The organism is Providencia sp. wls1916 (assembly GCF_009706585.1).
GTDB classification, from domain to species: Bacteria; Pseudomonadota; Gammaproteobacteria; order Enterobacterales; family Enterobacteriaceae; genus Providencia; species Providencia lanzhouensis.
Genome location: NZ_WLUL01000009.1, coordinates 489068 through 503180 on the forward strand (window position 1 = coordinate 489068; position 14113 = coordinate 503180).

At 43.2% G+C, this 14113-nt stretch carries 14 protein-coding genes and 1 pseudogene; all 15 read right to left on the reverse strand.

The features are described from left to right. Positions 1-17: 17 nt before the first annotated feature. Positions 18-1997, reverse strand: coding sequence for a phage tail fiber protein (locus GKR61_RS05500; protein ID WP_154609769.1), 1980 nt, complete (start codon positions 1995-1997; stop codon positions 18-20). A 62-nt stretch (positions 1998-2059) separates the two neighbouring features. Next, entirely contained in the window at positions 2060-3073 is a 1014-nt protein-coding gene (locus GKR61_RS05505) for a DUF6453 family protein (protein WP_154639601.1), read from the reverse strand. Beyond that, entirely contained in the window at positions 3070-5979 is a 2910-nt protein-coding gene (locus tag GKR61_RS05510; RefSeq protein ID WP_154639602.1) for a phage tail tip protein J-related protein, read from the reverse strand. Before GKR61_RS05510 ends, GKR61_RS05505 begins: the two co-directional genes overlap by 4 nt. Beyond that, positions 5980-6378 (reverse strand): DUF6950 family protein, encoded by a 399-nt coding sequence (locus GKR61_RS05515; RefSeq protein WP_154639603.1) that lies wholly within the window; start codon positions 6376-6378, stop codon positions 5980-5982. 95 nt (positions 6379-6473) lie between these two features. Continuing rightward, a complete protein-coding gene (yecR, locus tag GKR61_RS05520; RefSeq protein ID WP_154609773.1) occupies positions 6474-6785 on the reverse strand; it encodes a YecR family lipoprotein in 312 nt (103 codons plus the stop codon). A 54-nt stretch (positions 6786-6839) separates the two neighbouring features. After that, positions 6840-7421, reverse strand: a complete 582-nt coding sequence (locus tag GKR61_RS17920; protein WP_154639604.1) for a hypothetical protein — start codon at positions 7419-7421, stop codon at positions 6840-6842. Then, positions 7421-8014 (reverse strand): hypothetical protein, encoded by a 594-nt coding sequence (locus tag GKR61_RS05530; RefSeq protein WP_154639605.1) that lies wholly within the window; start codon positions 8012-8014, stop codon positions 7421-7423. Before GKR61_RS05530 ends, GKR61_RS17920 begins: the two co-directional genes overlap by 1 nt. Positions 8015-8016: 2 nt before the next feature. Further along, positions 8017-10968, reverse strand: a complete 2952-nt coding sequence (locus GKR61_RS05535) for a phage tail tape measure protein (protein ID WP_154639606.1) — start codon at positions 10966-10968, stop codon at positions 8017-8019. 225 nt (positions 10969-11193) lie between these two features. After that, entirely contained in the window at positions 11194-11538 is a 345-nt protein-coding gene (locus tag GKR61_RS05540) for a hypothetical protein (RefSeq protein WP_036975543.1), read from the reverse strand. Beyond that, positions 11538-12002 carry a phage tail protein gene (locus GKR61_RS05545; RefSeq protein WP_154639607.1) on the reverse strand — a complete coding sequence of 155 codons (465 nt, stop codon included), beginning with the start codon at positions 12000-12002 and terminating at the stop codon, positions 11538-11540. The genes GKR61_RS05540 and GKR61_RS05545 overlap by 1 nt, the downstream gene beginning before the upstream one ends. Before the next feature lie 22 nt (positions 12003-12024). Then, complete coding sequence (locus GKR61_RS05550) at positions 12025-12438, reverse strand: HK97-gp10 family putative phage morphogenesis protein (protein ID WP_036975540.1); 414 nt, start codon at positions 12436-12438, stop codon at positions 12025-12027. Then, entirely contained in the window at positions 12435-12824 is a 390-nt protein-coding gene (locus tag GKR61_RS05555; RefSeq protein ID WP_154639608.1) for a hypothetical protein, read from the reverse strand. The genes GKR61_RS05550 and GKR61_RS05555 overlap by 4 nt, the downstream gene beginning before the upstream one ends. Then, positions 12811-13137, reverse strand: a complete 327-nt coding sequence (locus GKR61_RS05560; protein ID WP_154639609.1) for a phage head closure protein — start codon at positions 13135-13137, stop codon at positions 12811-12813. The genes GKR61_RS05555 and GKR61_RS05560 overlap by 14 nt, the downstream gene beginning before the upstream one ends. 8 nt (positions 13138-13145) lie before the next feature. Next, complete coding sequence (locus GKR61_RS05565) at positions 13146-13448, reverse strand: head-tail connector protein (protein ID WP_154639610.1); 303 nt, start codon at positions 13446-13448, stop codon at positions 13146-13148. Positions 13449-13485: 37 nt separating this feature from the next. Next, positions 13486-14078, reverse strand: a pseudogene (locus GKR61_RS05570) (Rha family transcriptional regulator). Positions 14079-14113: the final 35 nt, after the last annotated feature.

The window sequence follows — 14113 nt, forward strand, 5'->3', positions numbered from 1 at the left end:
GCGCATTTATTTTTTAATTATAGCAATGTGTCATTATCACCAAGGTCATATTGTTTACGTTCCGTAGCTTCCTGTTCTGCTCTTTCCGCTTCTTCTGCTGCTCGTTTAGCTTCTTCTTCAGCTAATCGCTCTGCTTCTAGTTTAGCAAGCCTCTCAGCTTCAGATAGCTTCTGATTGTAGATAGAATCACTCGGCATATTCACACGAACATCAATCCAGTGACCATTTGGAATATCGCAATAGTCATAGTCTTCACGCTCAACGTTATTCTCATCGAGAAACTCTGGATAAGTCATTAGACGCTGCGCTTCGAGTCGCGGATGAAGTGTGTGCTTTCTATAGCGCGTTTCAATGATGATGTCACCGTCTGGTAGTACGTCAAAATCAGCCCAGACAAGCGGTAAATTGTTAATCCCATTCGGTACCACTAGACCGCCATGGATACCACCCCACGATGCGTCAGAGTTCATTCCGAGAGTGCCTTTGAGTTTATAGCGCCCTGTGCCGAGTTTTTCGAGTTCAATTCCCTCTGATTCATCGTTTAGTTCGATATGGTCTGCGAATACTTTAATGATTGGGGATGCGGCTTTAAGATTTCCGTTAGCATCTTTAATAGTGTTACCTGTGTTATAGAGCGTACCGCTCTTATTAGGAATACCAACAACAGCGATATTTGCATCTCTTTGATTTCGGTGAATTAGGTTAGCCATGTTGCCGTTGCTGGGAAGATCCGCTTCTAGGTTAACGTACGTCCCGTCATATCTAGTTAAAGTTACACGAGGATAGTTACCGGTCGCAGTTACTTTTACCGTGTCCCTACTTTCCACGTTGCCATATTTATTTGCTGTGGCGTATAGATAATTATTAGTTCCCTCATATACGGATTTATCCCCATTGTCCAGTAATAGGATGTCGTTTAAAAATACGTTGGAATAAGGCACCATGCTGTCGTAAGTTATACAAGAACAGCTCAGTCTTGAGTAAGAGCCTATTCCGACCCACACCTCTGCCTCGAATGCTGAAAGCTGGCGAATGCGAACTGGCGACCTGTTGTTGATACCGTAGGCTTCCAGCCCTATAAATGATGCCTCTACGTTTCTGTTAGGGTTGCTACCGTTACCTATTGTGATAGACAGGTGTGCAAACGCTGGGAAATTGCTCTGGGATGAAAATCCAGATGTTGTACAGTTTAATGTAAAGAGATAGCGTGAACCACCATAGGATGACCCAGCCCCGCCTATTTTTGCAATTTTAACCCATTCGCCGTTCACCCCATTAGATCTAATAATCCACATGGGCGTTGCATATTGAACAGCCGTATCTTGAGCTTGTGGGTTTACTAGCGTAGGAACATCTTTACCCTGCCACAATAATCGTTTATCTTCCGATAATGTCAAAGATGTGCCTGCTGTACTATTAACCAAGGAAATTCGGTCAGTGTCATTTGGAGCGCCAAGATACCCTCTTTCTGTACCGTCTGACTTCCTGAATTTCAGAAATAAGGATTGATTAGCAGACGTGTTTTTAAGCGTTAAAGCCTCACCATTTTTTGTTATTGTGCCTCCTGTTTTATCGAGCTTGTTATCCATTTGTTTTTTCAGCTCAACAAGACTCTCAAGCCTTACTGTTTCACCCGTCGGTGTTTTGACTTCAACAATGCCGTCCTGTGTTAGCCACGCGTCCATGTTTCGCAAGAAATACTGGATATACTGCTGATTCGCTAGCATCTTGCGAACGCCGTCACTCATGCTGTCCAGAACGAATGTCGCTATCTGATACTTCGCTGCAGTGGCTGCTACCGGTACCGGGTAAGTGAGGTTAATCTCTGTATCTGAATTCACGGATAACACGGTGTTCATGTACACAACGTTATTGATGAGATAGGAGATTGGACAGCCTTCTGAGATGCCGTTTAAGTTATCTTTCCAGCGCGTTCCTGTGCCGGTAATTTTAGTCTGACCCGCTGTAGTTGTGATTGTACCTGTTTGATAAATCATATTAACTCCAAAATTTAGACGCAAAAAAAACCGCTTTCGCGGCTTATCGTTGAATTGAGTATTTAGAAGTAGTCGTTGAAGTCTATTGCGTAGCTGCCACCAAAGATAATCTCCTGGTCATAAATATCCATCGATGATCCTGTGTAGATTGGGTAGCTACCAATCGTCCACAAACGAGCACCGATGAGCTTATTTCCAGAAACTTTATAACCGCCGGCAAATATGTTGTATGAATTTCTTTCTTCAACAACCCATGCGCTGGGGGTATCAAATGTGAACATCGGTACCGCAAATGAGCTTGTCGCTGAGTTTTTATTGAGTGTGAGTTGATGTCCGTTTTTAACGAATGGGACGTAATCAGAGCTGTACGTCACTTTACCAGCACTATTCCATATAGTTAGCCCATCTGCTGGCTGCAAATCGAGCCCGTATGAGAAAATCACAATATAGACATCGCCTGCCCCCATTGACCAAACTTGTTTACTTGCTCTGTCATATCTCAAAACATGGCTTGACGATACTGGACGCATAAAGACACAAACAGAATCACGGTTTGGAATCGTTGTAGGAATTGACCATTTTTGCCGATCAGTTAAGCGAATTTTTTCTCTAAATACACAGTACGATAAATCACTTTCTTGCGTTATCCCCCTAAAATTGTCGATTGCACCATCAAGGCCATTAATAAACAGACCATAGGTGTTTTTAGGCACATCTTTCATGGTGCCAAATAACATAAAGTGAGACTCCCCATCATTACCTGGTAACCATCCGCCACCCCAGTCTATCTGGCTATACTCACATCTGAACGTATCCCCATCCACCCACCATCTACTAATTAAAACTTTAGATACATAACCATAAGCATTAAACTGACATATTGACATTGGCACAATTACAACGTCGTACTTTGACAGTCCGGGGATATTAAAGCTCTTCACTTTATTGTATTTATCACCAGACCACGGATCGACGGTGATTTTTTTAATGAATGAAAGGGGGAATGTTTTATTCGTGATTTCAACCAGTTTACCGCCGTCTTTAGGGTTTATGAATAACCCATAATCATCACTCATGCTGGACGCCTCCCCACTTTCACGCCCCATCTTCCATTTTCGTCATAGACTGTCATTCCGGTACCATCGACTAATACCCGACCTGCATCACCTACGATTTTAAAATCTCCACTGATGAGTAGTTTGTTAAACTCCGCATCGCCAGTTTTAGCGTCAATATTAAAACCCACCTTGCCGGGGACGTAATTTGCTGACGTCATTTTGTCAGTTACAACTACGCTATTGAGCCAAGCCTTATCGATGAACGTTTCTTTCATGAAAATTTGACCATCTTTCATGTACATAAACGTTTCAAATTTACCGTTTGTAGGGTTGATGAATGCAAAGTTATTCGCCATAAATCCGATGTAAGTGCTGACTTTCCCTGCCTTCACTTCGGCACTAATAACCATCCCTGCTTTGTAGAATGTTTTGTTGTACCAAACCCCGGCGTTCACATCCCACGTTGCGTAGCCTTCACCTTTTGCAGTAAATTCAGTTGTCGCTTTGGTATTAACAATCGCCATCTGTTCATCAAGCTTTGACTGAACCTGCGTTTGTGATTCCGCAAACGACTTGTTTAATGACGCGATAGCCTGATCGTTTTTAACAACTCCGGATTTCACTTCACCAATTGAGCTTTCTAATTCAGTGACAGATTTAGAAAATGCTTTGTCTAAATCAGCAATGGCTTGGTCATTCTTGATAACGCCTGCTTTAACACCATTTATTGACGCATTAACTTCAACAATAGATTGCGCCCATGCCAAATTTGCATCAGCAAACACACGGTCTAAGCGCTTAATTTGCGCCATCGACTGGCCATGCTTAGTGAATAAATCCTGCTGGACTTCAAACGTTGCGGCACCATTTATCAAGCTAGCTTCATTGAGCCAATTAAGTTGTTCCTCCAGCCGCTTACCGGCTTCGGTAGTCATGAACTGACCACCCATTTCATCGATGATATCCGCAGGCAATGCATTGGCTTGCCCAACCGCTTCGACAAAGGGTGACTTTCCGTAGCTATTGACTGTTCGAACATAAAACCAATAATCGGTACCCGCTTTTAAATTCTCTTTCGTCCAGAACTGCCCTTGCCCTAATCGATTGGACTTTGTTGTAACTTCCAAATCGTTAGTGTTGGCCAGCTTCTTGTCGCTGAACCAGAATTCAAACGTATAGCCGTGCTGCGCTGATTCACCAGCGCGAGGAACGCATGTTAATGAGAACATCCCGCCAGTCACTTCAACACTGACAGGCTTAGGTGGCGCTTGAATATCAAAATCAATAATGGCTGGGGCAGACATGGCGCCAGCGGCATTAATTGAACGAACTTCAGCGCGATAGGATCCGCGAACAAGTCCCGATAAATCGACTCTATCTTGCGGCACCTGAATTGATTGAACCACTTTTCCATCTTGTATAATGTTCACTGTATTGTAGCGAACATCTGCAGCTGCTGATTTCCAACTCAAATACCCTTGCACAATCTCGCCGATACTAACCGGCACAAATGAGAGGTTTAACGGTGGCGCCACGCCGCCAGTTGGCAGCACGGTAAACGGCGGTCTAACAAATGGCTTGCCGATAATATCTTCATAAATATAAGCACCGTCCTCCTCGAGGAGAATATCAACACCCTCCTGAGGGTGAAATTTCCATTCAGCGACACGAAACTCAAGATTTTGAATGCCAATATGAGGAAGGTTTAATAAAATCACCTCTCCTGGTCGATAAGCGTACCCATCCATATTCATGCGTAATTGAACGCGGCGACCAGCTCGCTTTTTACGCAAATAAAGATTGGCCAATCGACTGGCTTGGTACGGACTAGTGACAAAGCGATAATCCATGTTCTCTTTGATTTCTAACCCATCTTCATCAATCCATTCTTCGATAATGACAGGCTCAAAGTCAGTTTTGATGTGCAACTGCTCAGCATCAACAAACGTTCCGTAAATCGCATTAGTGGCATCGCGTAAAGCCAGTTCCGGCGTGATATTAACAGTATCAATGATTTGATTCGGTTCAATACGCAATACTGCTGGGCCATTGTAAGCCTGCATTAAAATCCCGTGCTTGCCGGCTACATAGGTCGGCTCCGCTGCAATGCATTTGTGCATGTGATCGAGTATCGATGCTGGAGATTCAGAAAGTTCATAGGCCCCATTAATGGTATAACGTGGTTCGGCAACACCTTCTGGACTTACAACTGGCTCATCACACAGATCAGCAGCGACTTTGAATGACTCAAAATCAATATCAGCATCAGGCACACCAAGATAGCTACGATAAAAATCGAGAACTACCAGTGCACCATTGTTACTCCAGATTGTTTTATTCGTGCGAGGATCAAATAGCTGCTTACCCCAAACTTCCACTTTGACGTTCGGCACGCCATACGGGAATTTTTCAGCATCGTATCTCAATGTTAATCGCAACCATGCCAAACCATCCCCGATCATGTCCTCTTTCCATGATGGTGCATTCTTTAGCATGTATGGGTCACAATCAGTCCGGGAGTTGTGAAACTCATAACCCGCTTTATCACCGAAAGTGCCAATCAGGTCATCATTCAGCCAAATTCTACCTATGTGATCAACCTTGTGAGCCGCGAGTGCCAGTGCCATGAATAATCGCTCATGTTCATCTTGTTCGCCGCGCTCTTCTTCTGCGAAAAACAATAAACCAGAACACACCGTTTTCCCCACAATAATAGTTTCTGATGCAACCGCAGAACGCAGCATTTGTTTTCGTTCAGACTGATCCCGATAGCTCATCGATGGCATTTTATCTTTGAAGATCATGGTGCCAGCTGCTTGCACTGCAATACCTGCAACGATTAGCGCGGTACCCAATCCACCAGTAGCAATAACCCCTGCAATCATCAATCCAGCAGAGACAATGTTAGTGACTGTCTTTCCCATTTACTCCACTCTCCATGCTTTGACTGGTTGATGATTAACTGGCATTGCACCTGACTCAGTAACCGCCCAAACTTTATTGGCCCACATAACACCGAGCGTCTTCCCGTCATCGCCATTAAACATGACGATATCGCCACGCATTGCTTGATTAACTGAAATTTCAAGAAAATGATTTGAAAGTGCAGACTCGATATCACCGAACTCCGTTTTTAAAACACGCATTGCGCCGGTGCGAGTTTTATATCTTCCACGCACTTTTTCACAGGGATCAAAATCACATAGCGCAATCACACAATTCGCAGCAAATAAGCAGCAATCGTGCTCACCCCATGAAAATGATTTTTGCATCGCTTTTTGTAGTGTTTCAGGGAGTCTGGTTGTCCAGTTAGGATGTCGCATCACTGATCTCCGGGCATAAAAAAACCACCCGAAGGTGGTTATTAAGATTCTAATATATTAATGCAAACCTCTAAGTGCAGGTAGCCGAATGTAACTCAATCAATACACTGAAACGGGACAATAATTTGCGACTGCATGCAATTACCAAAACCGTTTCTAGCAAGGCAATTATTTTTTTGCCCACCAAAAGCCTCAGCTTTCTTATATCCCCATACCTTACATTTTTGAGTTGCTTTGTTCTGTGCGTCATTAAAATCAACTTTAGCTGTTTCAAACGCCCCAACATCATATGCCATTTCTACTGTTCCATCTGCCTTGCTTCCGCCAACAGCATACATTTGCTTATTAACCGTACAGGCAGACAATAATAGAACAAAAAATATTACACTTATTTTTTTTAGGTTCATGAAATTATTCCTATATTGTATTCAAGAGAATAATACAAAAATAATTTTTATATATCACTTGTAAATAAATACAGGTGCATCTTTTTTGCTCCCCCAATAAATAGCACGCTCCGCCATTTGGGCAACATAACGAAAAATACGATCGCCAGCATGCCTCTTTGTCCACGATTCATCCGTGAATCTATCCGGCAAACCTTGTGACCATCGCTCAAAGCGGTTTGATACCGTCACGGCAACTTCGTTATTGTTACCCGTAGTCACACCAATATTTGATATTTGTCCAGCGAACACAATTTCGGCTACAGCGGGTTTCCCATCACTATCTAAAGCCACCAGCATTAAACTGACATTTCTACCACGACTTCGCTCATTCATAACATCGGCAATTAAAAGTGAGTCAAAACCAGAAAGTGACAATATAAGCTGCTGCGGACTTGTTGAATTATTTTCAGAAACCGTTTCTATGCTACCTAACGAACCCACACCCAAATAGACTTCACCCGCGATAATCAAATTACCAATCCCAGTATGAGCTCTTGTTACCCCTGACTTCAAATCAAGTTTTGCAGCAATGACTAATTCAGCCCCATCATTAATTGCTTTGACCATGCTGTTAGAAAATGGATGATAAAGCATTAGAATAACGCCTCCTCAAACGTAATAGTTACATTAGAAAAGACGCCCGGTCTGTATTGAAAATTACCCTGATCATTACTGGTTAATTTAAAAACTCCAAATGGACGCACCGTTTCCAATTTATCATTGACTGCTGGAGAAACCCTTAACATAGGTGAAATAGGGATAACCGCATTACCCTCTTTGTCACTAATGACATTATCAGTGATCATTTTCAACTCATTACCAACCGTCAAGTAATCGCCTTTACGCAATATAATTGAATTGGCTATCCATCCTTTGGTTTGTAATATTTTGCCTGTTTGGTTGGCTGTACTTATTCTTGCTTCACCTTTTCCAGTCAACCCTTGACGCAACCAATTGCTAATTTTTACTCGACCACTTTCACCATCAAGCGCCGCCATAAGAACCTCTAGATCACGTGATAATTGCTCGGTAAGATTATTAAAGGTTAATGTGCAGCGCCAACGGCTACCCGGGAAGCGCACTGTCTGCACGCTTCCGGTAAAAACAGATGTGAATGATTTGCTATTGCTGATTAATTGCCAGTTCATTGTTGCTGGCACAACGGCTTCTGGCCACTCTAATACCATGATTACCTCTCAAGGGATCCTCGGATTTTTCCTCTCGTTATAAAATCACGTTGGATTTTAGCTAAAGCGTCATCTGAACCTTGCTTTGCCCCCATCCTTGCAGCTTCCTGCATTGCATCATAAAGAGCCTGATCTCCATTGCCAGTAACGTGGAATGTTTGATGAATAACAATACTTGGAGCGACTGATTGCGGTTGCTCTAACCCAAGAACTCTAACACCTAACGAACCATCCCTTCCGCGAGTCAATGGCATAATTGCTTCCGGCCCTGCCTCCCCCATTAACCCCATCCCCGGAACCCCGCCCTTAGCAAAAGGAAATAATGTCGGAGATTTAACTATGCTATTACGATGCACACTTAACCCAGGAGACTCATAAGTATTGCCTTTGGCATTAGGGGTGGTGGTAGCGTTTATAGCGCTACCAAAAGGTGTGCCTGTAAACCCAGATCTTAAAGCATTAAAGATCACCATCTGGAAAATCATTTTAGTAATTTCGTTTACGATAGACTGAGAAAAATCTGCAAAATTTAACTTACCTGTTGTAACAAAATTAGCTAGCATGCCGGACATATCACTAAGAGCATTATTGCTAACAGATCGCATTTGCTCATAAACATTTTCCGCTGTATCTCCAAAATCTCGTACTCCTTTTGCCATTCCCATATAAGCGTCCCTTTGATTACGAGATTTATCTTTCGACGCTTGACGTACAATTTCTATCTGTTTTTGTTCCTCTTGGAGTAAAAATGCCGTTTGCTCTACGTAGAGTTGGGATTTTTTATCCGAGACCTCTTTATCTAATTGATAGCGCCGCTGCCTAAAATCATCTTGAATACGCTGCTCTTCAAGCATTAAATCATAAGCACGCTGGCTCATTGTGATTTGCAACATTTGATTTGTTGCATCCTGACTGATTTTTGACGTTTTCTGCATGACCTCAAAATTTTGGTCATCAAATTTTTTTCGTAACTCCTTAAATTTAATTTCTTTCTCTAACTCGATGTTTTTTAATAATTGAGTGCGTATTTCTACTGAATGGGATTGGATACTTTTTTGTCTAGCATTAAGATGCTGCCCCTGTAAACCAATCAGCTCTTGTTCAAAGGAAGCAAGTTTGCGTTCTGATGCGGTGAGCCCCTCGTTTTCAACTAATTGAGCGTGTAATGCCGCACCTTGCTGCAAAAGCTGCTCGACACGTTGCTTGCCTTCATCAATAACGGCCGAGCCGCTTGCCTTTTTAGGCGTTGAAAATAACTTGTCCAATCCCTTTAATGCTTGCTGATACTCATTTGCAGAGATGGTGCCTTTATCCAACATATCTTTAAATTGCTTTTCACGCTCAGAACGTATTTTTTGCTGATCTATTCCCGCGTTAAAAGCAGCATTAAAGTTACTTTGTAGCTTTAGGTTTTCTGTTAGTTTATTTTGCTGGTCGATTATTTGCTGAGTTCGCTCCTCCTGCTCTTTTTTTAGCTTATCAGCAAGCAAGCTTTTGGTAGCAACATACATACCGATGAAAGGATCCTTTCCTCCCATATCGATATTTCTAACAGTCATCTGTAACCCAGCATACGCTCTGTCTAACTCTTTAATTCGATTTTTATGCTCTACTGCTAGCGCACCCGTTTTGGTGTTGTATTCCATTTCAGCAATAGCTACGGCTAACATTGCAACATTTGCTGCTTCTCGAACCTTACCTTCTCGCTCAAGCCTTGCGGCTCTTTCTATTGCTTGGCTATCAATGATTCTTCCTGAATCTATTATTTTTTGCAGCCCAGCGACTGGCTGATCACCTAAAGCGGCAATTTTTGAGATAAATAGGTCAACGCTTCCACCAGATTTTTCTATCTGAGCACCTACCTCAGAGACTTTATGCAGTAAATCACCAGAAAAACCCGCACTAGCGGCGGCAGTGACAGACTTGTAAGCCTCTGCGGTTCCACCTAGCTCATTCGCTAGATTTCGCAGATCATAGGCGGTTGTTACAAGCCCTAACCCGCCTTTTTGCAAGGCTGCATTGAAGGCTTTTTGGCGCTCTTCGGCTTGCTGATATTGAGAGTATAAATAAGTAAAAGCGCCCGCTGACGCCATAATGCCAATACCGACAGCGCCACCCATCATGCCCCATGCACTTTTAAACAAACTGGCACTATTCGCCGCTGCACGCTGTGAGAAGGTTAGTTCTTTGCTGGCATCGGATAATTGAACTGTAGCAGCTGCTAGATTTTTCTTACCATCAAGCTCGCTTTTATCAGCTAAAATAATAGCATTAGACGCGCTCTGCATTCGCTTCTTGGCATCGGCTTCGGCAATATTTGCCTCACTGATAATGCGTGCGTTTTTAGCATGATCCTCCGCGTAGCTGACTGAAATACCATGCTGCTTGTTCACTTCAACTTGTCGCTCTAAATACTCATCGAGCGCAAAAGCTTGCTCTCTGCGGGCAATGGCTTCGTCACGCATCTTTGCTGCAAGATTGATTTTTTCTTGGGCGCTTTTTCTATCCGCTTGAGCCCCTTCGATTTGAGCACGAGATAAATTAATAGCCTCTCTCGCGGCTTCTTGTGCGACTCGCTGCTGTTCTGCTAAAGAAAATTTGACACTGTTGACGTTCTCTAATGAGCGTTCCAGTGCAGGAATAAAGCCACCAATTAAACTACTGGTCGCTACCGATGAACCCGCGGAAACACCCGTAAGCGCATTCCTTAGTTGAGCAAATCCAAGTTGAGAATGTCGCGCCAATTGTCCAGAAGCAGATAAATCAGCCCCCGCCTTTCTGGCACTGGCTGACACTGCTAATAATCTTTCCGCTGTGTTACCCGCATCTTTCGTTGCTGCTTGTGCGAATTTTTGGGATTCCTTGCGCGCTGAATCATACGTATCAAAGACTTGTGATTTAAAAGAGGCTGCGTTGAGGTGTAACGCAACCGCTAAACTTGCAACGTCAGCCATTTAAGATCCTCATGACATTATTACACTGCTCCTCCACACTTGATGGAAGCGGTGTTTGGGTTATTGGAGGGTGTTCGCCTTGCTCCGGCTCCTGATCAGGCTCATGAGAGAAAAAAGCCTGCCAGTGAGTGATAATATCTGCAGGCAATTGTGCTATTTTGCGTGGGTCCGGCTCACCCCATCTATCAGCCAGTTGGAAAATCAACTTAAGATAGGGTGAGTTGATTAGTTTTTTTTGGCTTCCTCAACAGAGCCATAACTATATTTTTGTACGAATGCCATCGCAGAAAGCAGTGTTGGCGTATCGTGCACCGTCACTAATTCATCTGCTGTAGGCAACTCATCTTCAGGAATTGGATTGCCTTTTTCATCGCAAATCGCTTTTAAAATCAACTTAGCACCTGCCTTACTGGCATCTGAACTAAATCCGGTTTTTTGAGCTTCCTGAAGGTCATGCTCATATTCATCTAGCTCAGCAATTGTTAGCCGGCGTAGAAAGACTTTAGTACCTAAAATTGAATGTTCTTCAATATGAGGAGTAGGTTTCAGGAGGGATGACTTCAGAGACATTATTCTGTACCTCCGGCAGTGGCAACGCCCCATGTGATGTTATTTTGCTTACCTTTTACAGTAATTTGGATAACCTCATTCGCAGGCGCTTCCAGGCTATTCATTTCCCAGCCAGATAATGCCAAAATCATCGTTGCGGTACGTTTGTTTGGTAGCTCCACGTAAAACTGCACGACTTCACGGGCATTCGCTGCGTTCAAAAATGCGGCAAAATCCGCATTCTCTGGATCATCGATAAACCCAAGTGATTTTTCAGGTCCATCCGGTAAATCAGAGATTGATTGTTTGTTTTTATCAATAAGCGTAGTGCAATCAACAAACCCGCCAGTTAGCCCCGTTGCACCTGTTGTTTTACAGTTTTCCAGTGCTTTCATCTGTTCAACGGTATCACCCGGCTTACCAAATTTAACGATAGTGCCGGCAGGCAACATTGCATATTCAGGGGATGATTTTTTATCAGCCATATTGATGACTCCAATAGTTTAATTAACGATATTTTTCGATGCTTGCACGTATTTCCGATGCAAGTGTGTTGAGAATAAATTGACGGTTATAATCTAGCGCGGGTCGAATGAATGGATTCGGTATCTGTTTGACTGTGCCAAATTCTTGCGCCTTCGCCTTCATATAATGCGCTTTAGTTGGACCCACTCTTACCGTCATGACAGAGAGTGTTTTGTTGTCCTTCATTCGGCTTGTAGTGGTAATTTTGATGCTGTCTCTCATGTGCTCAGCTTCGCTTGTCGCATCATAACCAGCATGCTTTTTCATATCGTCTAACACGGGTGTCATTGCCTCTCGCCCAGCTTGCCTTAACACCTTTGTAGTAATTTCTTCTCCTAGTTTATTAAGTTCATACTCCAGGTCTTTTAATCCCTTCACTTCAACCGTCATTCTCATGTGGCGTCCTCTGGATAAGTAAGAACAAAATCACGCATCACTCTGAAAATAACGCGCTTATCTGTCTGCTCCTCTCGTGACTGCATGAAAGCCCCACGTTGAACGGTTTGTACAGGATATGAGCCGATATGACCGTGCGTAATGCTTTCCCAAGCTTTAAGCACTAAGGCTTCTAGCTTCAATGCTTTGGCATAGTCATTGGGGATCTGAAAGGTAATTTGAAAACGCGATTGAACAAGGGAGGTTTTAGCGAGTCCGGTAAGCGCTTTAGGGTCGCTGATGCACTGATAAATAACCCCTTCCAACACATCGGATGGAAGCCCTAACGGATATGCCTTTAACCCCGTTAGTCGCTCCAAATCGGCTTTAATGTCAGTTTCTATCATGCTGATTGTCAGCCTCCGTCGTTATGATTAGTCGGTCTGACTGGTTTCTATCAACAGCGCGAACCGTGAAGTTGCGGTTTTGATAAGTGATGATCCACCCGATATTAACGTCGCTACGTGGTCGAATAGTGAATTGGTACGTTTCGATAACCTGCAGCTGATCGGCAGTGCGTATTTTCCGGTTAGACATCGCCTCCGCTTTTGCCCATACCTCTTTGATTTTCACCACGCTAGATTTGGGGACACCTAACTCATCCCTCACTTCCTCGATACGCGATAACCAAATCCGCTTATTGAGTTCGCCCGCTTTCATATCACCCCCTAAATATTGATATAGCGATATGGCTCCAATAACGCTTTAAATCCGACAGACATACCCGTTGTTTCTCTATTTTCATAGAAATGACCAACCGCCAGCATAATCGCCAGCTCAATATCCTCCGAGATCTGCAAACCATCTGGATCGGATTCAGGAATATCACCGTCATAAAGCGTTCTGTTGATGTAGTTTTCTGCCCGCTTCTTAGCCGCCTGCATATACGTGATCAGCAAGTCATCTTCTGTTGCATTGTCATCGTCAATCCGACATTGCGCTTTTAACTTCTCCAATGTGGGCAATGGCATGAAGCCTCCAATAAAAAAAGGTCGCTGAGCGACCTATTCATTTTTGTTCACTGGCAAATGAAATGCACAATTGCCGCTTTTGCTCTAGTTTGCTTATTCTTGATAGTAACTGTGGCTTTTTTACTCTTCCCCATCGATTTAATAACCGACCAGGCATACTAGCTACATCCTTTTCTTTCATATACTCAAGCATTACAGCGTTACTTTCAGCCTCAAGGGAATTATTTAGTTCGCTAAGTTTCCCTTTCATCCAGTTGAATGCATTGATGTACGCCTCTTTTATCTGACCAGCTTTAGATCCGCTGAATCCCATTACCAGCATAACGAACCCGCTAAAATCCATAACATAGTATTTTTGTTTTTTATCAAAAATACCTAACTCATTGATTTTCTCGGAAACGAAAAAATGCGCAGCCCTGAATTCATCTGAGCAATGACACTTCGCCAAGGCTCGGAGGACATCAGCATGACGTCTATTGAACACCTCAGCTATTTTAAATGTATCAGTTACCGGTTCTCCATCTTTTGCAGAAATCATTGCGCGGAGGTCTAAATCTGTATGAGTCACTAATTTAGTTGACATGATACTGTCCTTACTTAGAAATGAACCTTTGCCACATAGGAGATCAGCCCATCGAAGCAGTATCAGCTATAACTGATCTCCT

What these genes read in the sequence shown, in the direction of transcription:
- GKR61_RS05550 (WP_036975540.1), bottom strand. Translation starts at nt 12,438, where the DNA reads ATGAGAATGACGGTTGAAGTGAAGGGATTAAAAGACCTGGAGTATGAA.
- GKR61_RS05555 (WP_154639608.1), bottom strand. Translation starts at nt 12,824, where the DNA reads ATGATAGAAACTGACATTAAAGCCGATTTGGAGCGACTAACGGGGTTA.
- GKR61_RS05500 (WP_154609769.1), bottom strand. Translation starts at nt 1,997, where the DNA reads ATGATTTATCAAACAGGTACAATCACAACTACAGCGGGTCAGACTAAA.
- GKR61_RS05565 (WP_154639610.1), bottom strand. Translation starts at nt 13,448, where the DNA reads ATGCCATTGCCCACATTGGAGAAGTTAAAAGCGCAATGTCGGATTGAC.
- GKR61_RS05530 (WP_154639605.1), bottom strand. Translation starts at nt 8,014, where the DNA reads ATGGTATTAGAGTGGCCAGAAGCCGTTGTGCCAGCAACAATGAACTGG.
- GKR61_RS05505 (WP_154639601.1), bottom strand. Translation starts at nt 3,073, where the DNA reads ATGAGTGATGATTATGGGTTATTCATAAACCCTAAAGACGGCGGTAAA.
- GKR61_RS05535 (WP_154639606.1), bottom strand. Translation starts at nt 10,968, where the DNA reads ATGGCTGACGTTGCAAGTTTAGCGGTTGCGTTACACCTCAACGCAGCC.
- GKR61_RS05515 (WP_154639603.1), bottom strand. Translation starts at nt 6,378, where the DNA reads ATGCGACATCCTAACTGGACAACCAGACTCCCTGAAACACTACAAAAA.
- GKR61_RS05540 (WP_036975543.1), bottom strand. Translation starts at nt 11,538, where the DNA reads ATGTCTCTGAAGTCATCCCTCCTGAAACCTACTCCTCATATTGAAGAA.
- yecR (WP_154609773.1), bottom strand. Translation starts at nt 6,785, where the DNA reads ATGAACCTAAAAAAAATAAGTGTAATATTTTTTGTTCTATTATTGTCT.
- GKR61_RS05545 (WP_154639607.1), bottom strand. Translation starts at nt 12,002, where the DNA reads ATGGCTGATAAAAAATCATCCCCTGAATATGCAATGTTGCCTGCCGGC.
- GKR61_RS05510 (WP_154639602.1), bottom strand. Translation starts at nt 5,979, where the DNA reads ATGGGAAAGACAGTCACTAACATTGTCTCTGCTGGATTGATGATTGCA.
- GKR61_RS17920 (WP_154639604.1), bottom strand. Translation starts at nt 7,421, where the DNA reads ATGCTTTATCATCCATTTTCTAACAGCATGGTCAAAGCAATTAATGAT.
- GKR61_RS05560 (WP_154639609.1), bottom strand. Translation starts at nt 13,137, where the DNA reads ATGAAAGCGGGCGAACTCAATAAGCGGATTTGGTTATCGCGTATCGAG.